This window comes from Phycicoccus elongatus Lp2 (genome assembly GCF_000367525.1).
Lineage (GTDB): Bacteria > Actinomycetota > Actinomycetes > Actinomycetales > Dermatophilaceae > Phycicoccus_A > Phycicoccus_A elongatus.
Map to the genome: position 1 here is coordinate 1 of NZ_HF570956.1, position 26,125 is coordinate 26,125.

25 protein-coding genes and 3 pseudogenes are annotated in these 26,125 nt (G+C 68.0%); 8 read left to right on the forward strand and 20 right to left on the reverse strand.

Features of this window, described 5'->3' with window-relative positions:
• The 4 genes from BN10_RS17580 to lysS all read right to left on the reverse strand — a co-directional run.
• The coding region (locus BN10_RS17580) for a hypothetical protein (protein ID WP_233354222.1) at positions 1 to 439 on the reverse strand (439 nt) is incomplete at its 3' end.
• Positions 352 to 681: a histone-like nucleoid-structuring protein Lsr2 gene (locus BN10_RS00010; protein WP_040750184.1), complete on the reverse strand. Its 330-nt coding sequence runs from the start codon at positions 679 to 681 to the stop codon at positions 352 to 354. The genes BN10_RS17580 and BN10_RS00010, both read right to left, overlap by 88 nt.
• A 61-nt stretch (positions 682 to 742) precedes the next feature.
• The gene (locus tag BN10_RS00015) at positions 743 to 922 is read right to left on the reverse strand and encodes a hypothetical protein (RefSeq protein ID WP_010849071.1); all 180 of its coding nucleotides are present in this window, start codon (positions 920 to 922) and stop codon (positions 743 to 745) included.
• Positions 923 to 927: 5 nt separating this feature from the next.
• Positions 928 to 2,379 carry a lysine--tRNA ligase gene (gene lysS, locus BN10_RS00020; protein ID WP_156917264.1) on the reverse strand — a complete coding sequence of 484 codons (1,452 nt, stop codon included), beginning with the start codon at positions 2,377 to 2,379 and terminating at the stop codon, positions 928 to 930.
• Positions 2,380 to 2,523: 144 nt separating this feature from the next.
• Between lysS and BN10_RS00025 the strand changes: the two genes are divergently transcribed.
• Together BN10_RS00025 and BN10_RS00030 are read left to right on the forward strand one after the other, a co-directional pair.
• Positions 2,524 to 3,318, forward strand: a complete 795-nt coding sequence (locus tag BN10_RS00025) for an AAA family ATPase (protein ID WP_010849073.1) — start codon at positions 2,524 to 2,526, stop codon at positions 3,316 to 3,318.
• Between the two features lie 126 nt (positions 3,319 to 3,444).
• Positions 3,445 to 3,918, forward strand: coding sequence for a hypothetical protein (locus BN10_RS00030; protein WP_156917071.1), 474 nt, complete (start codon positions 3,445 to 3,447; stop codon positions 3,916 to 3,918).
• On the opposite strand, the gene BN10_RS00035 is transcribed toward BN10_RS00030, so the two are convergent.
• Entirely contained in the window at positions 3,882 to 4,190 is a 309-nt protein-coding gene (locus tag BN10_RS00035; RefSeq protein ID WP_010849075.1) for a glycerophosphodiester phosphodiesterase, read from the reverse strand. The two genes, BN10_RS00030 and BN10_RS00035, sit on opposite strands and share 37 nt — an antisense overlap.
• 45 nt (positions 4,191 to 4,235) lie before the next feature.
• The gene (locus BN10_RS00040) at positions 4,236 to 4,973 is read right to left on the reverse strand and encodes a GntR family transcriptional regulator (RefSeq protein ID WP_010849076.1); all 738 of its coding nucleotides are present in this window, start codon (positions 4,971 to 4,973) and stop codon (positions 4,236 to 4,238) included.
• 148 nt (positions 4,974 to 5,121) lie between these two features.
• Between BN10_RS00040 and BN10_RS18145 the strand changes: the two are divergent.
• The 3 pseudogenes from BN10_RS18145 to BN10_RS15970 all read left to right on the forward strand — a co-directional run.
• Positions 5,122 to 5,310 (forward strand): annotated as a pseudogene (locus tag BN10_RS18145) (5-dehydro-2-deoxygluconokinase); the annotation flags it as partial.
• A pseudogene (locus tag BN10_RS18150) lies at positions 5,293 to 5,436 on the forward strand (5-deoxy-glucuronate isomerase); the annotation flags it as partial. The pseudogenes BN10_RS18145 and BN10_RS18150, both read left to right, overlap by 18 nt.
• Before the next feature lie 54 nt (positions 5,437 to 5,490).
• Positions 5,491 to 6,171: pseudogene (locus tag BN10_RS15970) on the forward strand (Gfo/Idh/MocA family protein); the annotation flags it as partial.
• 267 nt (positions 6,172 to 6,438) lie between these two features.
• Here the strand turns inward: BN10_RS15970 and BN10_RS00050 are convergent.
• Complete coding sequence (locus BN10_RS00050; protein WP_010849079.1) at positions 6,439 to 7,731, reverse strand: aspartate aminotransferase family protein; 1,293 nt, start codon at positions 7,729 to 7,731, stop codon at positions 6,439 to 6,441.
• Positions 7,732 to 7,888: 157 nt separating this feature from the next.
• Here BN10_RS00050 and BN10_RS00055 point away from each other — a divergent pair, with 157 nt between their 5' ends.
• The 3 genes from BN10_RS00055 (at position 7,889) to BN10_RS16535 (ending at position 10,823) form a co-directional block, all read left to right on the forward strand.
• Positions 7,889 to 9,388, forward strand: a complete 1,500-nt coding sequence (locus BN10_RS00055; protein ID WP_010849080.1) for a CoA-acylating methylmalonate-semialdehyde dehydrogenase — start codon at positions 7,889 to 7,891, stop codon at positions 9,386 to 9,388.
• A gap of 62 nt (positions 9,389 to 9,450) precedes the next feature.
• Positions 9,451 to 10,398 (forward strand): L-lactate dehydrogenase, encoded by a 948-nt coding sequence (locus BN10_RS00060; RefSeq protein ID WP_010849081.1) that lies wholly within the window; start codon positions 9,451 to 9,453, stop codon positions 10,396 to 10,398.
• A gap of 278 nt (positions 10,399 to 10,676) precedes the next feature.
• Complete coding sequence (locus BN10_RS16535) at positions 10,677 to 10,823, forward strand: hypothetical protein (protein ID WP_156917072.1); 147 nt, start codon at positions 10,677 to 10,679, stop codon at positions 10,821 to 10,823.
• 138 nt (positions 10,824 to 10,961) lie between these two features.
• Here the strand turns inward: BN10_RS16535 and BN10_RS00065 are convergent, their stop codons facing one another.
• The 13 genes from BN10_RS00065 to BN10_RS00125 all read right to left on the reverse strand — a co-directional run.
• Complete coding sequence (locus BN10_RS00065; protein WP_010849083.1) at positions 10,962 to 11,696, reverse strand: sulfite exporter TauE/SafE family protein; 735 nt, start codon at positions 11,694 to 11,696, stop codon at positions 10,962 to 10,964.
• Positions 11,697 to 11,769: 73 nt separating this feature from the next.
• A complete protein-coding gene (locus BN10_RS00070) occupies positions 11,770 to 12,618 on the reverse strand; it encodes a glycerophosphodiester phosphodiesterase family protein (RefSeq protein WP_010849084.1) in 849 nt (282 codons plus the stop codon).
• A complete protein-coding gene (locus tag BN10_RS00075) occupies positions 12,615 to 13,715 on the reverse strand; it encodes an ABC transporter ATP-binding protein (protein ID WP_010849085.1) in 1,101 nt (366 codons plus the stop codon). The genes BN10_RS00070 and BN10_RS00075 overlap by 4 nt, the downstream gene beginning before the upstream one ends.
• A 185-nt stretch (positions 13,716 to 13,900) precedes the next feature.
• The gene (locus BN10_RS00080) at positions 13,901 to 15,241 is read right to left on the reverse strand and encodes an ABC transporter substrate-binding protein (RefSeq protein ID WP_010849086.1); all 1,341 of its coding nucleotides are present in this window, start codon (positions 15,239 to 15,241) and stop codon (positions 13,901 to 13,903) included.
• 60 nt (positions 15,242 to 15,301) lie between these two features.
• Complete coding sequence (locus tag BN10_RS00085; RefSeq protein ID WP_010849087.1) at positions 15,302 to 16,156, reverse strand: carbohydrate ABC transporter permease; 855 nt, start codon at positions 16,154 to 16,156, stop codon at positions 15,302 to 15,304.
• Complete coding sequence (locus BN10_RS00090) at positions 16,153 to 17,202, reverse strand: carbohydrate ABC transporter permease (protein WP_010849088.1); 1,050 nt, start codon at positions 17,200 to 17,202, stop codon at positions 16,153 to 16,155. The genes BN10_RS00085 and BN10_RS00090 overlap by 4 nt, the downstream gene beginning before the upstream one ends.
• Before the next feature lie 223 nt (positions 17,203 to 17,425).
• Positions 17,426 to 18,763: a fatty acid desaturase family protein gene (locus tag BN10_RS00095; protein ID WP_010849090.1), complete on the reverse strand. Its 1,338-nt coding sequence runs from the start codon at positions 18,761 to 18,763 to the stop codon at positions 17,426 to 17,428.
• A gap of 107 nt (positions 18,764 to 18,870) precedes the next feature.
• On the reverse strand, positions 18,871 to 19,989 hold the full coding sequence (locus BN10_RS00100) for a ferredoxin reductase (RefSeq protein ID WP_084310824.1): 1,119 nt from the start codon (positions 19,987 to 19,989) through the stop codon (positions 18,871 to 18,873).
• 294 nt (positions 19,990 to 20,283) lie between these two features.
• Entirely contained in the window at positions 20,284 to 21,975 is a 1,692-nt protein-coding gene (locus tag BN10_RS00105; protein ID WP_010849092.1) for an ABC transporter ATP-binding protein, read from the reverse strand.
• Positions 21,975 to 22,973 (reverse strand): ABC transporter permease, encoded by a 999-nt coding sequence (locus BN10_RS00110; protein WP_010849093.1) that lies wholly within the window; start codon positions 22,971 to 22,973, stop codon positions 21,975 to 21,977. The genes BN10_RS00105 and BN10_RS00110 overlap by 1 nt, the downstream gene beginning before the upstream one ends.
• 1 nt (position 22,974) lies before the next feature.
• On the reverse strand, positions 22,975 to 24,120 hold the full coding sequence (locus BN10_RS00115; RefSeq protein ID WP_010849094.1) for an ABC transporter permease: 1,146 nt from the start codon (positions 24,118 to 24,120) through the stop codon (positions 22,975 to 22,977).
• A gap of 146 nt (positions 24,121 to 24,266) precedes the next feature.
• Positions 24,267 to 25,346 (reverse strand): BMP family ABC transporter substrate-binding protein, encoded by a 1,080-nt coding sequence (locus BN10_RS00120; RefSeq protein ID WP_010849095.1) that lies wholly within the window; start codon positions 25,344 to 25,346, stop codon positions 24,267 to 24,269.
• A 156-nt stretch (positions 25,347 to 25,502) separates the two neighbouring features.
• Positions 25,503 to 26,125: SDR family NAD(P)-dependent oxidoreductase (locus BN10_RS00125; RefSeq protein WP_051369579.1), on the reverse strand; the 623-nt coding region annotated here is incomplete at its 5' end.

A 26,125-nucleotide genomic window follows, 5' to 3' on the forward strand; every position in this document is an offset into this window, starting at 1 on the left:
TGGGCGGTCGGGCCAGCCTGGGCAGCCGAACGCGATCCGGAACGTGGTTCGGCCCGAGGGTGAAGCTCAGCTGGGCGGCCCAGCCGTGCGCCCTCGCCTCAGGCTCGGGGGGAGGGTCGGCCAGCCCCGCGGCATACCCGAGGGTGTGGGCGGGGATCTGGAGGAGGTACTGCAGGACAAAGGCGGCGGCGACCTGGGGGGCGTCGACGCCGGCGTACCACCGTGCGTTCTGCGCGACGAGCGCCTGCTGCCACGGAATCGGATCGAGGGTCAGGCTCAGCCAGTCCCCGGGCTCGTCGGCGTCGCAGAAGGTCAGCCAGGGATGCTCGCGGGTGAGCGCCTCGGCCAGGCTCAGGCGTGCGCCTTGTCGTAGGCGGCCTGGATGTCGGCGGGGATGCGGCCGCGGTCGTTGACGGTGTGACCGTTGGCGCGAGCCCACTCCCGGATATCACCGACCTGCTTGCGGCTGTTGCCACTGGCCGCGCGGCCCGTCGACTTGCGGCCACCGATGCGCTCTGCGTTGGCGACATAGATGGCCAGGGCGTCGCGCAGCTTGCCGGCATTGTCCGAGGACAGGTCGATCTCGTAGCTCACCCCATCGAGCGAGAAGGACACCGTCTCGTCGGCGCTCGAGGTGCCGTCGATGTCGTCGACGAGGGTGATGGTGACCTTCTTGGCCATGATGCCGCCTTCCAAAATGTGAATTGTTGCGGCCACAATAATCCATAAATGGACGTGAGCGCTATTTCGGGGGCGAAGAATCCTTGGGCTGGTGCTCCTTTTCCCATTTTGCCTGCGCAATGCGCTCTCGGCGATCTGCCTCGATCATCGCCTTGATGATGAAGTAGAAAAGGATGCTGACACAGATCGTCGGCAGGATTGCGGCCAGATAGGGCCAGATGTCGGACCACCAGTTAGGCACGGGAATCAGCCCTCGGCCTTGAGATGGGGGAAGAGGATCGTTTCGCGGATGTTGGCGCCGGTGAAGAGCATGACGAGCCGGTCGATGCCCAGCCCGAGACCACCCATGGGGGGCGCGCCGTACTCCAGGGCGCGCAGGAAGTCCTCGTCCAGCTGCATCGCCTCGGGGTCGCCACCAGCCGCCTTGATCGACTGGGCGGTGAGGACCTCGCGCTGGACGACGGGGTCGATCAGCTCGGAGAAGCCGGTGCCTCGCTCGACCCCGCCGATCATCAGGTCCCAAGCCTCGATCAGGCCGGGCTCGCTGCGGTGGGCTCGCGCCAACGGTTGCGCGATGGCCGGGTAGTCGCACAGGAACGTCGGCTGGACACAATCGGGCTCGACGAGCTCGGCGACCAGCTCGAGGAAGACCTTGTCCTTGTCCCAGGCGGGGTCGACTGCGATGTCGTGCGCCGCGGCATACCCCCGAAGGGTCTCGACCGGGGTGTCCACGGTGACCCGCTCGCCGACCTTGGCGCTCACGGCCGGATAGACCGAGACCCACCGCCACTCACCGTCGAGGTCGATGGTGCCCTGATCGGTCTCGATCTGGCGGGACCCGTAGGCATCGGCGGCCGCCAGGTAGAGGTCGCGGATGAGGGCGCCGATGGTCTGCTGATCGCCGTAGGCCTGATAGGCCTCGAGCATCGTGAATTCGGGTGAATGCGTGGCGTCGACGCCTTCGTTGCGGAAGATTCGACCCATTTCGTAGACCCGGTCGACACCCCCGACGATCGCCTTCTTGAGATTGAGTTCGAGGGCGATGCGCAGGGTCATTTCCTGGTCGAACGCGTTCATGTGCGTCGTGAACGGTCGCGCCGCCGCGCCACCGTGGATCAGTTGCAGGATCGGGGTTTCGACCTCGACATAGCCCTGCTTCTCCATTTCGCGACGAATGGCCGACATGATGCGGGCCTTGGTGCGGACCATGTCGCGGGCTTCCTGGCGCACGATGAGGTCGGCATAGCGCTGACGGACCCTGCTCTCCTCGGAGAGTTCCTTGTGCAGCACCGGCATCGGGCGCAGCGCCTTGCTCGCCAGGATCCACGACGTGGCCATCACCGAGAGTTCGCCGCGGCGGCTGGAGATGACGCGGCCGGTGACGGCGACGTGGTCACCGAGGTCGACATCGGACTTCCATGCGGCCAGTGCATCCTCGCCGACCTCGGCCAGGCTGAGCATGACCTGCAGGCGGGTGCCGATGCCCTCCTGCAGGGTCGCGAACGCGAGTTTGCCGGTGTTGCGGATGAAGACCACCCGCCCGGCGACGGTGACGACGTCCTGGGTCTCCTCGCCGGTCTCGAGGTGCCCCCACTGCTCGCGGACCTGCGCCAGCGTGTGCGTCCGGTGCGCGTCGAAGACATAGGGCGCGGTGCCGGCGGCGAGGAGGCGATCACGCTTCTCGCGACGGATCCGCATCTGCTCGGGCAGGGACTCCTCGGGAGCGGCGGGCGTGTCGGTCACAAGGGTCAAGGGTATGCCGCCGCGCTGGACGTGCGCTGGGAGCCCCCTGTACCTGCCGGGGAGGGGGTCGCCGTCGGTGGCGGCGGCTAGCGTTTGGGCGTGGAGTTCAGCCGGCTTCCGGTCCGTCGCGTCGAGGGGGCCTCGTATGCCGTGCTGCCCGGTGAGGAGCCCGACGCCCCCGAGCCAGCGGCTGGGGATCGACCGCCGACACCGGTCTGGCCGCTCACGGTCCCGGCCGTCGTGCAACTTCTCGAGAACGGGCTCGACCTGGCCGACTGCACGATCCTTCTCGGTGAGAACGGCTCGGGGAAGTCGACGATCGTGGAGGCGATCGCCGCGGCATACGGATTGGGAGTCGAGGGCGGATCGACGGGTGCGCGTCACCAGACCTTTGCCAGCGAGTCACCGCTCCACGAGTGGCTGACCCTCGTGCGTGGCGCGGGGGCGAGCAAGTGGGGCTACTTCGTGCGTGCCGAGACCATGCACGGGCTCTTCTCCTATCTGTCCGCCAATCGGTCCGAGAGCCCGTGGAGTCGCGACCCGGAGTTCCACACGCTCTCGCACGGCGAGTCCTTCGTCGCCCTGTTGGGCTCGAGCCGGTTCGCCAAGGACGGCTTCTTCGTCATGGACGAGCCGGAGGCGGGCCTGTCCTTCCAGGCCCAGCTGCACCTGGTCGCCGAGCTCGCCGACATGGCTCGCCGGCCGCGCGCGCAGGTGCTCGTCGCCACGCACTCGCCCCTCATCGCGGCCATCCCCGGGGCGCGGGTGCTGGAGTTGGGCGGACACGGCATACGGGAGAGCCGGTGGGAGGACCTCGAGGTCGTCGACCACTACCGACGCTTCCTCTCCGCCCCCCGCCAGTACCTCCGTCACGTCATCGACGACCCCTTCTGAGAGACCGGTGTCCTCGATCTCACCTCGGCCGAGCTCGTCGCCGAGGTGGTGGGCACGGCACGGGCCGCCTGGAAGCGCGAGTGGCGGGATGCGAGCCTCGGGCTCCTGTCGGCGCAGGATGACCACATGAGGTATGCCGCGGGGGCTGTGCTCCGTCTGGCCGTCGTGCTCGCCGTGGGGTGGTTGGCCGGGAAGGGCTTCGACTGGGTCACCACGCGGGGGGACGACAGCGGCGGCGCCAACATCGGTGCCGGGCTCTTCGCCTTCGCTGTCGGGGGCCTGGTGATCCTCCTCTGGTCCTTCCGCGACGGGCGGCGCCACGGCTGGCCGGCCCTGTGGACGTGGGGGATGATGGCGCTCCTGCTCGGGCTGTTCAACGGGGTATCCGAGTTCATTTCGGCGCGCCGCCTGCAGGACGTGCCGACCGTCGGCCAGGACCCCGCGAGCTTCCTGCCCGCGCCGGACCCGTGGTCCATGGCGCTGCTCGGCTTCGAGTACCCGTTCGTGGCGGCGATGGTCTGTGCTGCGCTCGGGGTGGCCGGCGGCGCGCTCCTCGATCGCGGTCAGGCGGGTCGGGGCAGTGCCACCCGGTCGGGATAGTCGGTCACCAGGCCGTCAACGCCGGCCTCCCGGGCGGCGTCCAGGTCGGACGGTTCGTTGACCGTCCACGGCAGGACTCCCAGGGCCTCCTCGTGGGCCCGCGCCACGAAGCCGTCCTGCAGGCACCACAGGTAGTACGGCGAGATGACCTCGTCACCAAGGGCCGCGACCGCGGCCGCGACGTCGGGGTGGTCGCGCGGGTCGATCGAGCCGATCCACGGCGAGCCCGGGCAGTCGAGGGACGGCCTTGCGTCCGCGTGAGTGCTCGCCACGGCGAAGACTCACGCGGGCACCAAGGTGTCAAGGCGGGGTGCGGGTCAGCTCTCGTGGACCGTGACGTCAAAGGTGTACTGGTCGTAGCGGTAGCAGTGGTCGCCGAACTCGACCGCCGAGCCGTCCCCGTCATAGGCGCGCCGGCTCATCGTCAGGAGGGGGTCGCCGGCCGCCAGGGCGAGGAGGCGACGCTCCTTGGCGCTCGGACGCCGTGCCCCGATCGTCTGGTGAGCGACAGCCGGGCGGGCCCCGCGAGCCCGCAACGCGGCATACAAAGATCCCTTGGCGACCTCGCTCTCGGTGAGATCGGCGAAGCGGGGAGGGATCCAGTTCTGCATGACGGCGGTCGGCACGTCGCCGGCCAGGCGGAGGCGCTCGATGAAGAGCAGCGGGGTGTCGGCGGGCAGGCCGAGGGCCTCGGCGGCGACCGGGTTCTCGAGGTCGGGCACGAAGTCGAGCACTTCGGTCGTCGGTTTCTGGCCGCGGCGCGAGATGTCGTCGAAGAGACTGGTCAGCTCGTCCCGGCGGTGGATGACCTGGCTGGCGACGGTGGTGCCGACGCCGCGGCGACGGACGAGGAGCCCGCGCGAGACGAGTTCAGCGATGGCCCGCCGCACGGTCGGCCGCGACAACTGGAGGCGGTCGGCAAGGGCCAACTCGTTCTCGAAGGCGTCGCCGGGCTTGAGTCGCCCCGTCTCGATGGCGGCCGAGAGTTGCTCATAGAGCTGGTGATAGAGCGGGACCGGCGAGGAGCGGTCGATGGTGACGGGGATCTGCAGCACAAATCGAGTGTATGTCCTGCTCTCAGAACAAAGAGAGAAAAGAATGTTCTAACAAATGACATTCCTCGCCATGCTGGCACCGGGTCGATCAGCGGCTCCTCAGGCGCCGCGGCCGCTGCGCCCTCCTGGACGGGTGGAAAGGGCACCGATGCACCTCAAGCCCTTCGACGTCCTGGCCATCGGGCGCGTGGGGGTCGACCTCTATCCGATGCAGTCCGGCGTCGGGCTCGAGGGCGTCGAGAGCTTTGCCAAGTTCCTCGGTGGCAGCGCGGGCAATGTCACCGTGGCCGCGTCGCAGTACGGCCATGCGAGTGCGCTGATCTCCCCGGACGCCGACCTGTACTACCTGAACGTCATGGCCGGCCCCGGACCCGAACGGGCCTGGCTGATCTGTGACGACCCTGCTCATGCCTGGGTGCGCGAGTCGTGGCCGGACCTGCCGGTCGACCCTCGACTTGCCTGAAAAGACCTCGAGAACCGCTGTCCCGCAGCAACTTTCGACCCACTGGAGACCCTCATGAAGATCGGCCTCGCCGGCACCGGCCGGATCGGCGCCTTCCACGCCAAGATCCTCGTCGGGCTGCCCGAGGTGGACGAGCTCGTCCTCTTCGACGTGGTGCCCGAGTCAGCTGCCCGGGTGGCCGATGAGGTCGGCGCCACGACGGTGGGCAGCATCGAGGAGTTGCTCGCCTCCGGCATCGACGGCTTCGTCATCACCACCGGCACCCACACCCACGCCGACCTGCTCAAGGCCGCGATCGCCGCGGGCGTGCCGACCTTCTGCGAGAAGCCGGTCGCCGGTGACCTGGAGGGCTCGATCGAGTTGGCGCAGTTGGCTGCTCAGTCGGACGTGCCGGTCCACATCGGCTTCCAGCGCCGCTTCGACAACGGTTATCGCCGCCTGCGCGAGGCCGTGCAAGCCGGCGAGCTGGGCTTCATCCACACGATCCGCGCGGCGACCCATGACCAGAGTCCGCCGCACGCGGCATACATCCCCACCTCCGGCGGCCTCTTCCGCGACTGCTCGGTCCACGACTTCGACATCCTGCGGTTCGTGACCGGCCAAGAGGTCAAGAGCGTGTATGCCGTGGGCGCCAACAAGGGCGACAAGTTCTTCACCGACGGTGGTGACGTCGACACCGCGGCGGCGGTGCTGACGATGGAGGACGACACCCTCGTCGTCGTGACGGCGACGCGCTACAAAGGTGGCGGGCACGACGTGCGCATGGAGGTCCACGGCTCCGACGGGTCGCTCTCGGTCGGGCTGGACGACTCCTATGCGTTCACGTCCGCCGAGCCCGGCGTGACCTTCCCGCCCGGGCCGCAGAAGTGGTCCTTCATGGAGCGCTTCGAGCCGGCCTACCGGGCCGAGCTGACGGCGTTCGACCCCATGCGTGCGCCAGCGGCCACGCTCTGGCCCCCAAGTGACCGGCGACTCGGTCTCAGCGCCGGGGGGTGCGCTGCGTCAGAGCCGCGACAACGCGCCGTCGATGATCTCCAGACCTTGGGCGACCTCATCCGCGGTGACGACCGCCGGCGGCACGACGTGCAGCCGGTTGTCGGCGATGAAGGGGAGCAGACCGGCCTGGGTCAGGTCACCCTTGAGGCGACCCATGTCGGCCGCCGCCAAGGGCTCGCGTGAACCCCGGTCCGCCACCAACTCCACCGCCCAGAACACTCCGGTCCCGCGCACCTCACCGATGACGTCGTGCTTGTCCGCGAGTGCCTCGAGGCCAGGGCCGAGCACGTCGGTCCCGATCTGTCGGGCGTGCTCGACGACGCCCTCCTCCGCCATGGCCGTGAGGTTGGCGACGATGCTGGCCGCGGCCAGGGGGTGGCCCGAATAGGTCAGGCCCCCGGGGAAGACGCGCTCGTCGAAGGCCGCCGAGATCGGCTCGGAGATGATGACGCCGCCGACGGGCACATAGCCGGAGTTGACGCCCTTGGCGAAGGTGATCAGGTCCGGCCGCACGTCGAAGGCATCGAGCGCGAACCACTCACCGGTGCGGGCGAAGCCGGCCATGACCTCGTCGAGGATGAGGATGACGCCATAGCGGTCAGCGATCTCGCGCACGCCCGCGAGATAGCCCGGCGGCGGCATGAGCACGCCGGCCGTGCCCGGGATGGTCTCGAGCAGGATGGCCGCGACTGACTGGGGTCCCTCGGCCTGGATGACGCGCTCGAGGTGGTGCAGCGCGCGGGCTGACTCCTCCTCCGGCGTCGTTGCCCAGAACTCCGATCGATAGAGGTAGGGGCCGAAGACGTGGACGTGGCCACGAGCAAATTCGTTGGGCACCCGGCGCCAGTCCCCGGTGGCGACGATCGCCGCTCCGGTGTTGCCGTGATAGCTGCGATACCGGGAGATGACCTTGTCGCGTCCGGTGACCAGGCGCGCCATCCGGATGGCGTTCTCGTTGGCGTCGGCGCCGCCATTGGTGAGGAACACCTTGTCGAAGCCCTCGGGCGCGCGGTCGAGGATCAACTCGGCTGCCTTGGCCCGAGCCTCATTGGCGTGCGCCGGAGCGATGGTCGCCAACTGCTGCACCTGCTCGACGATGCCGGCGACGACCTTGGGGTGCTGGTGCCCGAGGTTGGTGAAGACGAGCTGGCTGGAGAAGTCGAGGTAGCGCTTGCCGTCGTGGTCCCAGACGGTGCTGCCCTCACCGCCGGCGATGGCGAGCGGGGCAAGCGAGCCTTGGGCCGACCAGGAGTGGAAGACCCGGGAAGTGTCAGCGGCGGCGATGTCTGCGGAGGTCATGGCTCGATCATGCCGTCTCCCGATGCGCCGGACGAGGGATGGTCTGTGCTGGGACGAGATCAGTAGGTGGCTGGACCCCGGGCACCCTTCCGCGTGACACCGTCCTCATGCTAGTTTGTCCTAACAAATCTCGATCGACCACGAAAGCGTGAGTGCCATGAGCCCGACCCGCATCACCCACCTCATCGCCGGAGCCGAGTGGGATGGACCGGCCGAGCGCACCTCGCCGGTCTACAACCCCGCCACCGGCGAGCAGACCGGTGTGCTCGACCTGGCCACGCCGCAGCTGGTCGACGAGGTCGTGCGCGGGGCGAAGGTCGCGTGGGAGAACGAGTGGCAGCACTCGACGTTGACCAAGCGCACGCAGATCCTCTTCAAGTTCCGCGAGCTGCTCAACGAGCGCAAGGACGAGATCGCCGAGCTCATCACCGCCGAGCACGGCAAGGTGACCTCCGACGCCCTCGGTGAGGTCATGCGTGGCCTCGAGGTCGCCGAGTTCGCCTGTGGCATCTCGCATCTGCTCAAGGGTGGCTATTCCGAGAACGTCTCGACCGGCGTCGACGTCTTCTCGATCCGCCAGTCGCTCGGTGTGGTCGCGATCATCAGCCCGTTCAACTTCCCCGCCATGGTCCCGCTGTGGTTCGTGCCGATCGCCATCGCCTGCGGCAACGCCGTCGTCATCAAGCCGTCCGAGAAGGACCCGTCGGCCGTCAACGCCGTCGCCAAGCTCTGGCAGGAGGCCGGTCTTCCCGAGGGCGTCATGAACGTCGTCCACGGCGACAAGGAAGCCGTCGACGCACTGCTCGAGCACGACGACGTCAAGGCCGTCTCCTTCGTCGGCTCCACCCCGATTGCGAAGTACGTCTACGAGACCGCCACCGCCAACGGCAAGCGCGTCCAGGCTCTCGGTGGCGCCAAGAACCACATGCTCGTCCTCCCCGACGCCGACCTCGACCTGGCCGCCGACGCCGCCATCAACGCCGGCTTCGGCTCGGCCGGTGAGCGCTGCATGGCGATCTCGGCACTGATCGCGGTCGAGCCCATCGCGGACGAGCTGATCGACAAGATCAAGGAGCGGATGGCCAAGCTGCGGACCGGCGACGGCACCCGCAACCCCGACATGGGTCCGCTCGTCACCAAGGTCCACCGCGACAGGGTCGCGTCCTACCTCGACCTCGGCGTCGAGGCCGGTGCCGAGCTGATCGTCGACGGTCGCGAGGGCGACATCGACGCCGACGGCGAGGGCTTCTTCCTGCGCCCGACGCTCTTCGACAAGGTCGCGCCGGGCATGCCGATCTATGACGACGAGATCTTCGGCCCGGTTCTGTCGGTCGTGCGCGTCGGCTCCTACGACGAGGGCCTCAAGCTCATCAACGACAACCCCTACGGCAACGGAACCGCGATCTTCACCAACGACGGTGGCGCCGCCCGCCGCTTCCAGAACGAGGTGGAGGTCGGCATGGTCGGCATCAACGTGCCGATCCCCGTCCCCGTCTCCTTCTTCTCCTTCGGCGGCTGGAAGGCCTCGCTCTTCGGCGACAGCCACGCCTACGGCATGGAGGGTGTCCACTTCTACACCCGCGGCAAGGTCATCACCTCCCGCTGGCTCGACCCGAGCCACGCCGGCATCAACCTGGGCTTCCCCCAGAACTCCTGAATCGCCTCCCGACGAGCCTTCACCCTTGGCCGGACGCCGCATCGCGGCAATAGGCTGGCGGCATGCGCGGAGAGCGATTCCAGGTGGCCGTGGTCGGCGCCGGGGCGGTCGGGGCCACCTCGGCCTACGCGATGCTCGTGCGCGGAGCGGCCCGACGGGTCGTGCTGCACGACATCAACGCCGCCAAGGTGCGGGCCGAGGTGCTCGACCTCGGGCACGGGGCGATGTTCGTCCCCGAGGCCGAGATCGACGGATCGGACGACGTCGAGATCTGCGGTGGCTCCGACGTGGTCGTCGTGACGGCCGGCGCCAAGCAGAAGCCGGGCCAGACGCGCATGGACCTCGCCGGCGCGACCGTCGACCTCATGAAGAAGGTCCTGCCGGCGGTGCAGGCGGTGGCTCCCGACGCCATCTATGTCCTCGTGACCAACCCCGTCGACGTCGTCACCTACGCGTCGCTGAAGATCACCGACCTGCCGCCGGACCGCATCTTCGGCTCGGGCACCGTCCTCGACTCGTCCCGGCTGCGCTGGCTCGTCTCCGAGGCGTGCGAGGTGGCCGTCGGCAATGTCCACGCCTACATGGCGGGCGAGCACGGTGACACCGAGGTGCCGCTGTGGTCCTCGGCCGCGATCGGTGGCGTGCCGCTCACGAGCTGGGAGCAGCAGACCGGTCGGCTCGGGCCGGCGCGCCGTGACGAGATCGCGCATCAAGTGGTCAACGCCGCCTACGAGGTGATCGCGGGCAAGGGCGCGACCAACTATGCCGTGGGGCTGGCCGTCGCTCGCATCGTGGAGTCCATCCGCCGCGACGAGAACCGCGTGCTCCCCATCTCGACGCTGCTGCAGGACTGGCACGGCATCACCGACGTCTGCATGTCGGTGCCCACCCTGGTCAATGCGCGTGGCGCCGGGCAGCGGCTCGAGGTGCCTCTCGACGACGGCGAGCTCGCGCGCCTCACCGCCAGTGCCGACGCGATCCGGGCCTCGGCCCGCAACCTCGGCTTCTGACGTCGTCGCGAGGCGTGCAGCGAACGACACCGAGGAGCACCACAGCCGCCGCTCGACCTCGACCAGCGAGGGCGTGTCCAAGTGGCCGAGGGTCGACTGCGCGTTGCTCCGTCGGATGGTGGTCACCTTGTCCACCATCACGGAGGAGTTGCGACTCAGCCCGTTGCGCGTGTCGGCGCGGACGAGGACCCTGAGCAGGGGCGCCTCCACGGCTGTATCTCGGGCACGACCTCGACGCCGACAACCCGGCACTCCTGCGGACCGGGGTGCTGCAGGCGGTGCTGCACCACGACATGCGGGCCGATCTCGCGCGGGCCGGGCGACAACTGCTGCGGGCCCACCGCTTGCTGCCCGGGGCCCCGACGTCGGTCGCGGCTGAGGTGCAGGTCGTCACTCCGCACAACATCCCGACCCGCCTGCGTTGAGTGGCGGGTGGCGGGGTGCCGGGCTGGTTCGAGGCTCGCGTCTGATCCCACGGCCGATCGAGTGGACAGAGATCGTCGGCTCATTGGGCGCTCAGGCGACGATTTCTGTCCACTCGACTTGGGGCGTGAGGGTGCAGATCAGCGGACGAGCAGCGCGGCGGCGGCCACGGCGCTCGCTGCCAGCACCGCGACGTCGAAGCGGGCCTGGCTGATGCGCTTGATCGTCGCGTAGCCGAGCAGACCACCGAGCAGCACGGCCGGCGCGAGGGCGAGCGCACGGCCCGCATCACTCCAGTGCATCAGCCCGAGGCCCACGGAGAAGGGCACCTTGGTCGCGTTGACGATGAGGAAGAACCACGCATTGGTGCCGACGAAGCGACGCTTGTCGATGCCCGACGCCGAGAGGTAGAGCGTCATCACGGCGCCGGCAGCATTGGCCGTCATCGTCGCGAAACCGGCGGCCGTGCCGGCACTCCACGCGGCGGCCGGTCGCTCGTGCGTGGCGCTCGCTGTCGCGCCGCTTCCCCGTGTCTTGAGCCACAATTGGAGGAGCACGAGCACGAGCAGCACGCCGCCGATCGATCGCTTGAGCACGGTGTCGTCGACGACGCGAAGGAAGAGCGTGCCGAGCACCAGCCCCGGCAGCACGGCCGGGAGCAACCGGCGGATCAGGGACCAGTCGGCATCGCGACGGTAGTGCCAACACGCGATGAGGTCGCCCACCATGAGGACGGCGAGGATCGCGGCGGTCGACTCCTTGGCGGGCATGATCGTCGCGAAGATCGCGACCGAGATGACGGCCAGGCCGCCCAGGGCGGTCTTGCTGTAGCCGATGATGAGCGCCGCGACCACCATGAGCGCGATCTCGACCATGCGCTCAGCCTGCCAGCATCAACGGCGTATGCCGCGGCTCATCTCGCGCGGGAGCATGGCCTGTCGAGGAGCTTCAGACAGCGGTCCAGCGGTCGGGGTAGTCGGTGACCAGACCGTCCACCCCAGCTGCCTTCATCGCCTCGAGATCAGCGACCTCATTGACCGTCCAAGGCAGCACGGCCAGACCAAGCTCGTGGGCGCGCGCGACGTTGTCCGGCGTGCACCAGGTCCAGTAGGGCGAGAACACCGACGCCCCCAATGCAGCCGCTGCCGCGACTTCATCGGGGAAGTCGGCCGGGTCCAGTGAACCGGTCCACGGCCGAACATCCTCGACCGGCATGCCCGGCACCATCAGCGCCGACAGGATCAACGACTGGTCGATGTCGCGGGCCAGCTCCAGCACGGCCCAGTCGAAGGAGTGCACGAAGCTGCGCCCTTCGACGCCGGCGTCCTTGATCGCGTCAATCACCCTGCGCGTCAACTCTTCTCGCGTCGCCACCTCGCGCGGGTCGGTCGGGTCGACCTTGACCTCGACGGTCCACCACAGCGTGGGGTGAGCCGCGGCATACCGATCGAAGAGTTCGGCGAGGGTGAGGATCCGTGACCCGGGTGCCGCCACCTGATGTGGGTATGCCGCGAGCGTTCGGCTCCCGACGTCGACGCTGCGCAACTGGGCCAGGGTGAGGTCCGCGACCAGGGCCTCGGTGAGGTCCTCCCCCTCGAAGACGCACTTGGCGGCCTCGAGGGTGGGGTCATGCCAGACGACGACCTCACCGTCACCGGTGAGTCGGACGTCGAACTCGATCCCGGTCACCCCGTGCGCGATCGCGGCGTCGAAACTCGCGATCGTCGACTCCGGGGCCAGACCGCGTGCCCCGCGATGCCCTTGGAGGTCGAGGGGGACGTGCGGCCAGGCGCTCATCGCAGGCGCATCCCCGACTCGGCGTCGAAGACGTGGGCCTGCTCGGCGATCGGCGCGATCCGCACGGTGTCGCCGACGTCGAGGTCGGTCTTGCCGATGACCTTGAAGGTCACCCGGTCAGCGCCAATGGCCACCGTCGCGTCGTCGTGGGAGCGCGCCGGCTCGCCGTGGACGAAGGCCTCCGAGCCGAGCGACTCGACCAGGTCGACGGCGACGTCGATCCCGGGCTCGCCTGCGCCGACGACCTGCCACGCCTCCGGCCGGAAACCGACCACCACGTCCCCACGGGCGGCGCTCAGCGTCGAACGGTCGAGACTGACGGGCAGGCCGTGGATCGTGACCTCACCCTCGCGGACCGCGGAGCGGGTCATCGTGATGGCCGGGCTGCCGATGAAGGAGGCGACGAAGGTGTTGACCGGCTCGTCATAGAGCTTGGCCGGGGTGTCGCTCTGCTGGAGCTTGCCGTCCTTGAGGACCGCCACGCGATGGCCCATGGTCATCGCCTCGACCTGGTCGTGGGTGACATAGACCGTCGTCACCCCGAGCCGGCGCTGCAACTGGGCGATCTGGGAGCGGGTCGAGACGCGCAGCTTGGCGTCGAGGTTGGAGAGCGGCTCGTCCATGCAGAAGACCTTGGGCTGGCGCACGATCGCACGCCCCATGGCAACGCGTTGGCGCTGGCCGCCGGACATCTGGCCCGGCTTCTTGGTGAGCAGGCCCTCGAGCTCGAGGATCTTGGCGGCCTCGGTGACGCGCTGCTCCACCTCGGCCTTCTCGACCTTGGCGTTACGCAGGGCGAAGGCCATGTTCTCGAAGGCAGTCATGTTCGGGTAGAGCGCATAGCTCTGGAAGACCATGGCGATGTCACGGTCGCGCGGTCGCACCCCGGCCTGGTCGTGCCCGTCGATGAGGATGCGTCCGCCGTCCACCGGCTCCAGCCCGGCGAGCATCCGCAGCGTCGTCGACTTGCCGCAGCCCGACGGCCCGACGAGCACGAGGAACTCGCCGTCGGGGATCTCGAGTGTGACCTTGTCGACGGCCGGCACCTCGGTCTTGGGGTACTTGCGGGTCGCCTCGTCGAACAGGACGGTGGCCATCGGTCTCCTCGGTGGTGGTGGTCAATGGACGGTATGCCGCGGGCTCGCCAGCCAGGTTGCCGGCTACGTCGCAGTAGGTGCTGCTTCAGCGACACTTACTGCGACGTAGCACGCGATGTTGCTCGCGATGGCACAGCCGGGACGTGGCCGGCGAGGGGAGGCGAGCCTGCGGCATACCGAAGGGGTCAGCTCTTGGGGAGCTTGGGGGTGATCTGGCTGTCGATGACGGTCTGGATGTCCTTCTGGAGGGCCTCCATCACGGTCTTGGGGTCCTCGCCGGCGACGATCTGGTCGAGCGCCTTGCCGATCTTGGCGTCCCCGCCGGGGACGAGGACGCGCGCATTGTCCTGGCTGCGCGTGTGCGGCAGCTGCTCGACGGCGGTCTGGGCGTTGGGGTTCTTGGCCAGGAAGTCCTTCTCCGCCTCTTCCTGGAGGGCCGACTTGCGGACCGGCATGTAGCCGGTGGCCTGGGTGAAGGTCACGGTCGACTTGGCGTTGGTGAGGAAGGCGGCAAACTTCATCGCGTTCACCTTGCGTGCGTCATCCAGGCCGGCGGGGATACCGACGCCGGCGCCACCGGTCGGGCAGTTGTCCTTGCCGGGCAGGAAGGCGGTGCCGAAGGGGAACTTCGCGTTCTTCGTCACGCCACCGAGCGACCCGGTGGACATGATCGCGCAGGCGGTCAGGCCGGCGCCGAAGTCGGCGTCGGGGGCCTTGCCGAACTTGTAGTAGCCCTGCTTGACGAGGTCCTGGAAGAAGGTGACACCCTCGAGGGTCTTGGCGTCGGTGAAGGTCGGCTTCCAGTCCTTGGAGTAGCCGCCACCGAACTCCCACAGCAGGTTCTGGAAGACCCAGGCGAGGTAGTTGGAGCCGTCGGCCGAACCCATGACGCCGCCGCCGTCCGGGACGACGGCCTTGAGCTTGACCATCCAGTCCTTCATCTCGGTCCAGTCCTTGGGGCCGCGGTCCTCCAGACCGGCCTTGGACCAGAGGTCCTTGTTGTAGTAGAAGAGCGGCGTCGAGCGCGAGTAGGGCAGCGCGTAGTGACCGTTCTCGAACTTGTAGTCACCCAGGAGCGCGTCGACGTAGTCGCTGGTGTCGACGTCGATCGTCTTGGCGAGGTCGTCGATCGGGGCGAGCTGCTTGTTGAGGGCGAAGTTGAACCACGTCACGTCGGAGACGACGACGACGTCGGGCAGCTGGCCACCGGCGAGGGCGGCATTGAACTTCTGCGCGACCTCTTCGTAGTTCTTGCCCGCATCGACCAGGTTGACCTTGGCACCGGCGTTGGCCTTCTCGAACTCGGCGATGATCGCGAGCTCGGTGTCCTTGGAGGTGCCGGGGTGGTTGGACCAGAACTCGATCGTGCCGGTGGCCGGGCCGGTGTTCTTGGGCATCGCCGAGGCCGAGGCGCTCGACGAGCTGGTGGAGCTGCCGCCACCGGTGCCGGCACAGGCGCTCAGCCCGATGGTGGTGCCGGCGACGCCGGCCAAGCCGAGGAAGCCTCGACGGGAGAAGGTGTTCATGGTGTCGCTTTCTCTTGCGGGAGTGGTGCTCGTTGGACGGTTCAGCTCTGGTTTGACGGTTCAGCTCTTGACGGCCCCGGAGGTCAGGCCCTTGATCATCTGGCGTTGCAGGACGAGGAAGAGGATGAGCACCGGGAGGATGGTCAACACCGTCCCGGCCATGACGGGCCCCCAGTTGGTCACCCCGTCGTTGTTCTGCAGCATGGTCAGGCCGACCTGCAAGGGCGCAGTGCGTTCGTCGTCGGACATGAGGAAGGGCCAGAGGTATTCGTTCCACTCGTTGACGATGGTGATCAGCGAGAAGGCGACGAGCGTCGGCCAGGACAGCGGCATGACCACGCGCCAGAGCAGCTTGAAGGGACCGGCACCATCCATGCGCGCCGCCTCGATGATCTCGTGAGGCAACGACAGGAACTGGTTGCGCATGAGGAAGGTGCCGAAGGCGACGCCGGCGAGCGGGATGATGATGCCCTGGAAGGTGTTCTTCCAGCCGAGTTGGGCGACGAGGGCGAAGTTGCTGATGATCGTGATCTGGTTGGGCACCATGAGCGCCGCGAGGATCACGACGAAGAGGATGCCCCGACCCGGGAAGCGGAGCAGCGACAGCGCATACGCCGAGAGCACCCCGAGCACGATCTTGATGCCGGCCGTGAAGAAAGTGATGATCACCGAGTTCCGGAAGTAGGCGAAGAAGGGGATCCGCGTCGTCACGTCGGAGTAGTTCTCCGGGGTGAAGGGGATCGGCAGGTATTCCGCCGGCCGGACGTAGATGTGGTCGTGCGCCTTGAAGCTCGTGACGACGATCCAGAAGAGCGGCACGGCGATCACGGCCAGGACGGCAACCATCGCGGCATACCCGAAGACCTTGCCGACGCGGCCCTGGCCCTGGATGGCCGACTCTGCCTGCCCGCTCATGCGCGCTGCTCCCTGTCCATGAAGCGGACCTGCACTGCGGTCACGACGAGCAGGATGAGGAACATGACGGTCGCCACCGTCGCACCGTAACCGGCCCGTTGGTTCACGAAGGTCTCGTGGTAGACCTGAAAGACCAGCGTCATCGTGCCGTTGCCGATGGGCCCACCGCGAGTCATCGCATAGATGATGTCGAAGACCTGGACGCTGGAGAGCAGCACGGTGATCGACAGGAAGAAGGTCGTCGGGCGCAACTGGGGGAGCAGGACCTTGCGGAAGTGGGTCCACTTGCTGGCACCGTCGATCTCGGCCGCCTCGTCGAGGTCCCCGCGTCGGGCCTGCAGGGCCGCGAGGTAGATGACGAAGGAGTAGCCGAGGTTCTTCCAGATATAAGTCGCCGTGACCATGAAGAGGGCCCAGCCGGGCTTCTGGTAGAAGTCCGGGCTCGCGACGCCGATCTTGGCGAGCAGGTCCTGGATCAGGCCGAAGCTGGGGTCGAAGACGAACTGGAAGGCCACGCCGATGGCCGCACCCGAGATGACGAAGGGCGCGAAGACGACCGAGCGCACGAGGTTGCGGCCCTTGAGCTTCTGGTCGAGCAGGAGGGCAAGCGCCAGGCCGAGCGCCATCGACAGCACGACCGTGGCGATCGTGAAGACGGCCGTGTTGAAGAAGACCGTCTTGGTGTCGTCCCGGCCGAACCACTCGACGTAGTTCGCAAAGCCGATGTAGTTGGCCTGCGGGCTGCTGATGTTCCAGTCCGTGAAGGACAGCCGGATGTTGTCGAGCAGCGGCCGGTAGACGAAGACGAAGAGGAGCGCGAGGTTCGGGATCAGCAGGCCAGCGGCGAGCAGCCATTCACCCTTGCGGCCCGCCCGACGAAGCGGCGGTGGCCCGAACGGCACCCGAGGGTCACGCTTCTGGTCGCGGCGGTCGCCGACGGAAGTCGTCACGGGTCCGGAATCTGCCCCGTCCGCAGTGCTCGCCAGTGAACTCACGATGAACAACCTAGGCCGAACAAGCAACGTTTGCTCGTCACGATTACTCATCGGTTTCGCGGGACGGTCACGATCCTGTTTCCCAGCGTGCCCAGCGGTCAAAGCGAGGTATGCCGTGGAGCCAGCGGCAACGGCATACCTCGCCTTTGCGTTCGGTCGGGACTCAGAAGTCCTCGTCGAAGCCCACCGAGCCACCCACCCCCACCTGGTAGGCCGACACGCGACGCTCGAAGAAGTTGGACAACTTCTGGACGTGAGGCACCGCGAGATTGCGTCAGCTGAAGCGGCCCAGGCTCCGGGTCCGCCAGGCCTTCTTGGCGGCAAGCCTGATCATGTCGCGGCGCCGACGACCGGGCACCTTGTTGGGCAGCGAGAGCTCGACGACCTTGACATAGACCGACGCGGCCTGGGTGAGCAGCGGGCCGGAGACGTACTTCAGGCCGTGGCGCTCCATGAGCTCGCGCACCTTGGGCGCGACCTCGGCATACCTGTTGCTCGGCATGTCCGGCCAGAGGTGGTGCTCGATCTGGTGCGAGAGGTTGCCGGTCATGACGTGCATCGCCTTGGAGCCGGAGATGTTGCCCGAGCCGAGCATCTGCCGCAGGTACCACTCGCCCCGGGTCTCGTTGTCGATCCCCGCGACCTCGAAGGTCTCGATCCCCTTGGGGAAGTGCCCGCAGATGATGACCGTGTTGGTCCACAGGTTGCGCATCAGGTTGGCGACGACATTGGCGGTGAGGGTGTGCACGGCATTGGCCGGGCCGCCGAAGGGCAGCGCCATCGTCGGGTGCACGACATAGTCCTTGGTCATCTGGGCGCGGATCTTGTGCACCGTCTTCATCGCCTCGGCGCGCCATTCGGCCTTCGCCTCGGGGGTCATCCGCTTGCGCTTTGCCATGTACCCGCCGAGCTCGAGGTCATAGGCAGCGATGCCGTACTCGAAGAGGAGCGCATTGCCCACGTGCCAGATCGGCTGGAAGAGGTGGAACAGGCTCCACCGCTGGTCCTCGTCGACGCGCATGATCCCGTAGCCGAGGTCGTTGTCGCGCCCGATGACGTTGGTGAAGGTGTGGTGCATCTGGTTGTGGGTGCGCTTCCACTGGCTGCTCGGGGAGGCGTTGTCCCACTCCCACGCGGTGCTGTGGATCTTCGGGTCACGCATCCAGTCCCACTGGCCGTGCATGACGTTGTGCCCGATCTCCATGTTCTCGAGGATCTTGGCCAGGCCCAGACCGGCGGTGCCGATCCACCAGGCCGGGCGGATCCCCTTGACCTTGACGCCGGAGAAGAGCAGGACCGCGCGGCTGCCGAGCTCCAGGGAGCGCTGGACCTTGATGACGCGCCGGATGTAGGCCGCGTCCTTGGCGCCACGGGAGTCCATGACCTCCTTCTGGATCGCGTCCAGCTCGACACCGATGGCCTCGATCTGCGCGGGGGTCAGGTGGGCGATCGGGTTGGGTCGCCCACCCTTGCGGTATGCCGCCGGCGCCGCCGCCGGTGCCTCGTTGCGCAGGCGGCTGGAGCCGCTGTGGTGCCGCGTGCTCGCATGCGTGCTGCCGACGTGGTGCGGCTCCGTGGGGGCGATCGTGGGACGTTCCGGAGCGAGGGTCATGCGGAGGGTTCCTTCCCTGTGCAGAAAGCTCACTATTGGTGGGTTCTGGCGAGTGGTCTTGGTTCCAACCGAAAGTCACCAATAGTGAACTTTCGGTTGGGTGGAGGTCAGAGGTCGAGGTCGCAGGTGCCGGCGACGGCGTTGATGCAGGTCTGGATGGGGAGCTCGTCACCGGGCTCGGCGATCGTGACCTCCCCGGTGCGCAGGTCGCGCACGGCGCCCTCACGCATCGTCACGACGCAGCCGAAACAGATGCCCATGCGGCAGCCGCTCGGCATGAGGACGCCGGCCTCCTCGCCGGCGTCGAGGATCGGGGTGGTGCCGTCCGCATCGACGGACACGTCAGTGCGCAGGAAGGTGATCTCGCCACCCTCACCGCCCTCGATGATGGTCGGGCGAAAGCGCTCGACGTGGAGCTGATGGGTGAGTTCGGCTGTCTCCCAGAGGGATTCGGCAGAGTCGAGCAGGCCCGTCGGACCGCACACCCAGGCCTCGCGCTCGCGCCAGTCGGGCACGAGGGCGTCGAGGTCGCGGGTCAGGTCGGTGAAGCCGTCGGTGTCGTCGTGGCGCTCCACGAGGCGGTATGCCGGGCGCTCGGCCGAGCGCGCGGCATACGACTGGAGTTCGGTGGCGAAGAGCGCGGTGCTTGCCGACGGGGAGATGTGGACGTGGGTGACGTCCGGGAGGTCGGCGAGGTGGTTGCGCAGCATTCCCAGGACCGGGGTGATGCCCGAGCCGGCGGTGACGAAGAGGACCTTGGTGGGCGCAACCCGCGGGAGCGTGAAGTCCCCGGTCGCCTGGTCGAGGTGGACGAGCGTGCCGGGGGTGAGGCCGCCGGCGGCGAGGAAGCCGCTGACCTTGCCGTCCGGGATGGCCTTGGTGGTGATCGTGATGAGCCCGTCGGTGCGGCGCGCGTCGTGGGTGAGCGAGTAGGCGCGCCACTGGCGGACGCCGTCGATGTCGACCCCGATCCGGATGTACTGGCCGGGGATGTGGCCCCGCCATCCCTTCCCCGGGCGAATGGTTGTCGTGACGGCATCGGCACCCTCGGGCGTCACCGAGACAACCCGACCGCGCAGGTCGGCGCCCGAGCGCAGCGGGTCGAAGAGATCCAGATAGTCGGCCGGAACCAGTGGGCTCGCCAAGGCACCGGCGACGCGGCGCACGACGTCGCCGACGCGCGGTCGGCTGGCGGGCGCGGTGGGGCGCGGCGATGTCAGGGTCACGGTCTCAGCGTAACCTACGGAACCGTAGGTTACGAAAACGTAGGTTGGGATGAGTCGCAGCGTCGACACCTGCCCGCGCAACCACCCGCTCTGGTGGCCCACCTGGCTGCCGGCCTGATCACGGCCATGTTGGCTGGTCGGCCGGGGATAGACGAACTGGGTTGAGAAATGGGGACGACCTGGGCTGGTCAGTGCCCAGATCGACGAACTGGGTTGGGAAATGGGGACGGCGTGGGCTGGTCGGTGCGCAGGTCGACGAACTGGGTTGAGAAATGTGGAGGGTTCGGACGGGCCTCAGTGGTCGCCGGCCATGAGGCGGCCGATCTCGGCCCGGTCGGCACCCTCGGCGGGCATCTCCTTGACGACCTGGCCACCGTGCACGACGGCGATCCGGTCGGCGAGCGAGAGGATCTCGTCGAGTTCGGCGGACACCAGCAGCACCCCGGCGCCACCGTCGCGGGCGGCGACGATCCGCTTGTGGATGAACTCGATCGACCCGACGTCCACGCCACGGGTCGGCTGGGCGGCCATGAGCAGCTTGGGTCCGAAGGTCAGTTCGCGCGCGACGACGACCTTCTGCTTGTTGCCACCCGACAGTGACCCCGCCGACTGCCCGACCCCGCTGGAACGGATGTCGAACTCCTCACGCAACTTCTCGGCATACGCGCGGATCTTGTCGAACTGACGGACGCCGCTCTTGGCGAAGGGCTCCTGGTCGTACTCGTTGAGCACCAGGTTGTCGGCGATCGAGTAGGCGCCGACCAGTCCGTGCTTCTCGCGATCCTCGGGGATGTGCCCCACCCCGGCGTGATGGGTCTGGTAGGGGTTGGCCTTGGTCAGGTCCAGATCCCCAAGGCGCATCGTGCCCGAGACCACCTTGCGCATGCCGGCGAGGGCCTCGACGAGCTCGCGCTGACCATTGCCCTCGACACCGGCGACGCCGACGATCTCACCGGCCCGCACCTGCAGGTCGAAGCCATTGACGGCGCCCAGGTTGCGATCGTCCTTGACGTGGAGGTTCTCGATCTGGAGGACGACCTCGCCCGGGGTCGCCGCGTCCTTCTCGACATTGAGCACGACCGAGCGGCCGACCATCATCGTGGCCAGGTCCGTCGTCGTCGTGTTGGCGATGTCGGTGACCTCGCCCACCACGGCGCCGTGCCGCAGCACATAAACGTGATCGGCGACGGCCAGCACCTCGCGCAACTTGTGCGTGATGAAGACGATCGAGGTGCCACCGTTGGCGAGGTCACGCATGACCCCGAGCAACTCGTCGGTCTCCTGCGGGGTGAGCACCGCGGTCGGCTCGTCGAGGATGAGCAGGTCGACCTTGCGCGAGAGCGCCTTGACGATCTCGACCCGCTGCTGGGTGCCGACGGGCAGGTCCTCGACGTCGGCGTCCGGGTCGACGGCGAGATTGTGCTTCTCGGAGAGCTCACGCACCATCTGTCGCGCCGTGTCGAGGTCGAGCACGCCGCCCTTGGTGGTCTCGTGACCGAGCATGACGTTCTCGGCGACGGTCATGACCGGCACGAGCTGGAAGTGCTGGTGCACCATCCCGATCCCGCGCGAGATCGCGTCTCTGGGGTCCTTGATCGGGGTCTTGTCGCCCTTGATCGTCACCTCGCCGGTGTCGGGGGTGATGAGCCCGAAGATCTGGTTCATCAGGGTCGACTTGCCGGCGCCGTTCTCCCCGAGCAGGGCGACGATCTCGCCGCGCCGCACCTGCAGGGTGATGTCCTTGTTGGCGTGCACGCTGCCGAAGGACTTCGAGAGGTTCTTCACGTCGAGGATGACCTCACCGACGTTGCCGGCGCCGAAACCGGAGACCTCGGCCGGCAGCGCGAGGATCTCCTCGTTGGTGACGATCGCCGCCAGGTGCTCCTCCGAGGTGTCGACCTCAGGGACCGTGGGGTCGTACTCGGTCGGCGTGCCTTCGGTGGGTATGCCGCGGGGCTGGGTGCCGTCGTTGGCGGGAGTGCTCATCACTTGCCTTCCTTGACGAAGGGTTGACCGACCGCGCCGGGTGCTCGCACCCGACCGGCGGCCACCGCCAGCACGACGAGGGTGAGGACATAGGGGAGGGTGCCGACCAGTTGCGGCGGGACGTTGATGACCTGGTCAGCCTGCAACTGGCTGGCCGCGGCGGTCACGAAACCGAAGAACAGCGCCGCTGCCGCCGCCCGGAGGGGTCGCCACGCGCCGAAGATCATGATGGCCAGGGCGAGGAAGCCTCGTCCGGCGCTCATGCCGCGTTCGAAGGAGCTCGTGGAGTCCATCGACAAGAAGACGCCGGCCAGGCCGGCCAGGGCGCCGGCGAGGGTGACATTGACCAGCCGCATCGTGATGACGTTGATGCCGGCGGTGTCGGCGGCCGACGGGTACTCACCGATGGCCCGGGTGCGCAGGCCCCAGGTGGTCTTGAAGAGCCCGAAGTGGATGCCGAAGACGGCGATGATCGCGATGAGCGCGATGACGCCGGTGCCCTTGAAGAAGACCTCCCCGATGAGGGGGATGCTCGACAGGCCGGGGATCGACCAGTGCGGCATCAGGGCGGGCAGCAACTGCCCGGGCTTGTAGTAGAAGGACGTGATGCCGGTCGCCACGATGTTGAGGACGACACCGGCGATGATCTGGTCCATCCGCCACTTGACTGTCGTCCAGGCGAGGAAGCCACCGAGGATGAGGCCGCACCCCACGCCGGAGAGGATGCCGACGATGAGGGAGCCGCTGTAGGCCGCGCCGAAGAAGCCGGCGAAGGCGGAGACGAGCAGCTGGCCCTCGATGCCGATGTTGACGACCCCGCTGCGCTCGCCGATGACACCGACGAGGGCGCAGAGCACGAGCGGGACGGCATAGGTCCACGCGTAGCGGTACATCGACAGGGCGGTCGTCTTGTCGGAGAAGTAGTAGATGTAGGCCAGGACGAGGACGACGACGCCCAGGATGACCGAGAACTTGTTGCGCTGGATCCACGCGGCCATGTCAGTTCCCCCAGCTCGTCGCGGCGGCTTGGACCTTGTCGGCCCTGCTCCGGAAGATCCACCGACCCAGGACCGGGATCGACACGAGCAGCAGGGTGATCGCGAGGATCAGGTCGACGATCTCGGGCGCGATGCCGGTGGCGAACTGCAGGCCGGCGGCGCCGGTGCGCAGGATGCCGACCAGGAAGGCGGCCGGGATCGTCCAGATCGGGTTGGACCGGGCGAGCAGGGCGATGGTGATGCCGTCGAAGCCCAAGGTGCCACCGATGGCCGGCTCGAAGTGGTGCATGACCCCGTGCACCTCCATGGCGCCGGCCAGGCCCGCGAGCCCTCCGGCGAGCACCATCGAGAGGAGGATGACCCGGTTGATCGGGATGCCGGCATACCCGGCGGCGAACTTGTTCTTCCCGACCGTGTCGAAGCGGAAACCCATCGTCGTGCGGCTGAGCATCCAGCCACAGAGGATCGCGAGCGCGGCGGCGATGACGAAGCCGAGGGGGATGCCGGCGATCGTCGGCATCCAGGCCGCCTTGTCGATCGGGCCGGTCATCGGGATCTGGCTGGTGTTCTTGAAGGCCCCCGGACCAGTGGTGACCATCCACCAGATGATTCCGGCGGCGATGTTGTTGAGCATGATCGTCGTGATCACCTCGTGCACACCGCGCCAGGTCTTGAGGAGGGCGGCGATGGAGGCCCACATGGCGCCGACGAGCACACCGACGAGGAGACCGATGATCAGGGCGCCGAAACCGGCCCCGCGCGCGGCATACGCGGTGACACCGGCCACGGCCGCGGAGATGACGAACTGGCCCTGGCCACCGATGTTGAACAGGCCCACGCGCAACGGGATGACGACCGCGAGACCGGTGAGGATGAGCGGAGCCGTCTTGAGCAGGGTGCGTGTCAGCCCACCGTCGACGAGCAGCGCCTCCTTAAAGATCGTCTGGTAGGCGTACCACGGGCTGACGCCCTGGTAGCGGATCAGCGCGGCGCCGATGAGGGCGGAGCCCAGCAGGGCCACGAGGATGACGACGATGCTCTGCCGACGCAGGATCAGGCTGAACAGGCCGGCGCCGCTGGGCTCCTCCGGCGGGTTCGGTGCCTTCGTCGGCGCCGTGGTCGGCGGGGGCTCAGGGGTCACGCTCACGTGGCACTCCATCTCCGTGTGGCCGGGCTGCGCCCGAACATGTGCGGTACAGCGTAGGGGGGCGAGTCCCGGAAGTCCCGGGACTCGCCCCTCTGTGCGTGATCAGTGCCGATTCGCTGTGGCCCTGATCGGGGTGATCAGTTCGATCAGAGCGTGACGCCGGTCTCGAGGGCGCCCGACTTGAGGTCGCTGACGACCTTCTCGACCTTGGTCTTGACGTCGGCCGGGATCTTGCTGTCGAAGTCGTGGAACGGCGCGAGGCCCGCGCTGCCCATCGTGGTCAGGCCCTCGAAGTCACCCTTGTTGGCCACCGCGATGGTGTCGGTGACGCTCTTGCTCAGCTCCTTGGTGGCGGAGGTGATGAGGCACTTCTGAGCAGCCGGGACGGTGTCCCACTGGTCGGTGTCGACACCGATGCAGAAGACCGTGTCGCCGGCGCCGGTGGCCTTGGCGACCTCCTGGAGCGCACCGTTGCCGGTGTTGCCGCCCGCGCCGAAGATGAAGTCGGCGCCCTGGTCGAGCTGCTTCTTGGCCTCGGCGGCGCCCCACGTCGGGTCGTTGAAGGCGTTGTCGCCGGCCGGGTGGTAGACAGTCGTGACCTGGACAGCCGGGTTGGCGGCCTTGGCGCCGGCCTCGTAGCCCTTGGCGAACTTCTGGACCGGCGGGATCTCGAGGCCGAGGACCTGGCCGATCTTGTTGGTCTTGGTCATCAGACCCGCGAGGTAGCCCGCGCCGTAGCCGGCCTGGTCCTCGGGGTACTGGATGCCGGTGAGGTTCTTGGCGGTGACCGTGGCCGGGTCGAAGAACTGGTCGACACCGATGAACTTGGTGTCGGGCGAACCGGCGGCGGCCTCGGCCGTGGCGTCGGTCATGAGGAAGCCGACCGTCACGACGACGTCGTACTTCTTGTTGGTGAACTGCGCCATGTTGGCGGCGTAGTCCTTGGCGTCCTGGGTCTCGACGTACTTGTAGAAGCCACCGTCGGCGGCCGCCGCAGCCTTGGCACCTTCGTGCGAAGCCTGGTTGAAGGACTTGTCGTCGACCTTGCCGGTGTCGGTGACCAGGCCGATGCAGAAGACGGCCGCGTCGGCGCAGTTGCTGTCGTCGCTCGCCGCGCCCGAAGCGCTGGAGCCGGAGCCGGTGGAACCGGTGCTGCCGCCACAGGCGGTCAGCCCGAGGGCGAGAGCTGTCGCCGCACCGGCGACCAGGTAACGCTTGGCCTTCATTGAGGGTTCTCCTTGGGGAAGAGGCTGGGTGGCGCAATGCTACGTCCGCCCAACACATGCCCCCATCGCGTCGCGCCTGCTGTTGCAGGGTCGTTACTCGGGAGTTGACCCGCTGGGGTTGCCGGGGCTGCCGTGACGGATGGGGTCACAGCAGCCTCACCAGCCGGGTGACGCGCTCCATCCGGCGTCCACCGGGACGGTGACCCCGGTGACTGCACCGGCGGCGGGGGATGCCAGGAAGGCCACGACGGCTGCCACCTCCTCGGGCGCCACCGGCCTCCCGAGGGCGCTCGCACGGCACCACCGCCCGTGCCCGTCCGGCCAGTCCTGCGCCAGCCCGGGGCGGTCGACGAGCCCGGGGGCGACACCGACCACGCGCAGGCCCACCGGCCCCAATTCGTATGCCGCGGCCGCGGTGAGGTGATGGAGCGCGGCCTTGCTCGCGGCATACGAGGAATGGCCGGAGGCTGCGCGCAAGCCCTCGATCGAGCCGATCGTGACGATGACGCCGTCATGGGTCATGTGGTCGGGGGCCTGAGCGATCAACGCCTGGGCCGGCCGCAGGCCGCCGTTCAGCATCGCGTCCCAGGCCGCGGTGTCGAGGTCGGCCCAGGCGGTGACGTCCTGGGGCCAGGCGTTGACGACGACGACGTCGAGTGGGCCGAGCGCGGTCGTCGCGTCGTCGAGGAGGTCGGCGACGAGATGATCGAGATGGGCGGCCTCGGTGACGGCGAGGTCGCGCTGGACCAGATGGGCCACGCGGCCGGTGGCCCGCACCG

Excerpts from the sequence above, each read along its gene's own strand:
- BN10_RS00065 (WP_010849083.1), bottom strand. The coding sequence starts at position 11,696 with ATGGTCGAGATCGCGCTCATGGTGGTCGCGGCGCTCATCATCGGCTAC.
- BN10_RS00010 (WP_040750184.1), bottom strand. The coding sequence starts at position 681 with ATGGCCAAGAAGGTCACCATCACCCTCGTCGACGACATCGACGGCACC.
- BN10_RS00080 (WP_010849086.1), bottom strand. The coding sequence starts at position 15,241 with ATGAACACCTTCTCCCGTCGAGGCTTCCTCGGCTTGGCCGGCGTCGCC.
- lysS (WP_156917264.1), bottom strand. The coding sequence starts at position 2,379 with ATGCGGATCCGTCGCGAGAAGCGTGATCGCCTCCTCGCCGCCGGCACC.
- BN10_RS00090 (WP_010849088.1), bottom strand. The coding sequence starts at position 17,202 with ATGAGTAATCGTGACGAGCAAACGTTGCTTGTTCGGCCTAGGTTGTTC.
- BN10_RS00030 (WP_156917071.1), top strand. The coding sequence starts at position 3,445 with ATGAGGTATGCCGCGGGGGCTGTGCTCCGTCTGGCCGTCGTGCTCGCC.
- BN10_RS00085 (WP_010849087.1), bottom strand. The coding sequence starts at position 16,156 with ATGAGCGGGCAGGCAGAGTCGGCCATCCAGGGCCAGGGCCGCGTCGGC.
- BN10_RS00095 (WP_010849090.1), bottom strand. The coding sequence starts at position 18,763 with ATGACCCTCGCTCCGGAACGTCCCACGATCGCCCCCACGGAGCCGCAC.
- BN10_RS00105 (WP_010849092.1), bottom strand. The coding sequence starts at position 21,975 with ATGAGCACTCCCGCCAACGACGGCACCCAGCCCCGCGGCATACCCACC.
- BN10_RS00050 (WP_010849079.1), bottom strand. The coding sequence starts at position 7,731 with ATGACCTCCGCAGACATCGCCGCCGCTGACACTTCCCGGGTCTTCCAC.
- BN10_RS00060 (WP_010849081.1), top strand. The coding sequence starts at position 9,451 with ATGCGCGGAGAGCGATTCCAGGTGGCCGTGGTCGGCGCCGGGGCGGTC.
- BN10_RS00110 (WP_010849093.1), bottom strand. The coding sequence starts at position 22,973 with ATGGCCGCGTGGATCCAGCGCAACAAGTTCTCGGTCATCCTGGGCGTC.
- BN10_RS00075 (WP_010849085.1), bottom strand. The coding sequence starts at position 13,715 with ATGGCCACCGTCCTGTTCGACGAGGCGACCCGCAAGTACCCCAAGACC.
- BN10_RS00070 (WP_010849084.1), bottom strand. The coding sequence starts at position 12,618 with ATGAGCGCCTGGCCGCACGTCCCCCTCGACCTCCAAGGGCATCGCGGG.
- BN10_RS00055 (WP_010849080.1), top strand. The coding sequence starts at position 7,889 with ATGAGCCCGACCCGCATCACCCACCTCATCGCCGGAGCCGAGTGGGAT.
- BN10_RS00120 (WP_010849095.1), bottom strand. The coding sequence starts at position 25,346 with ATGAAGGCCAAGCGTTACCTGGTCGCCGGTGCGGCGACAGCTCTCGCC.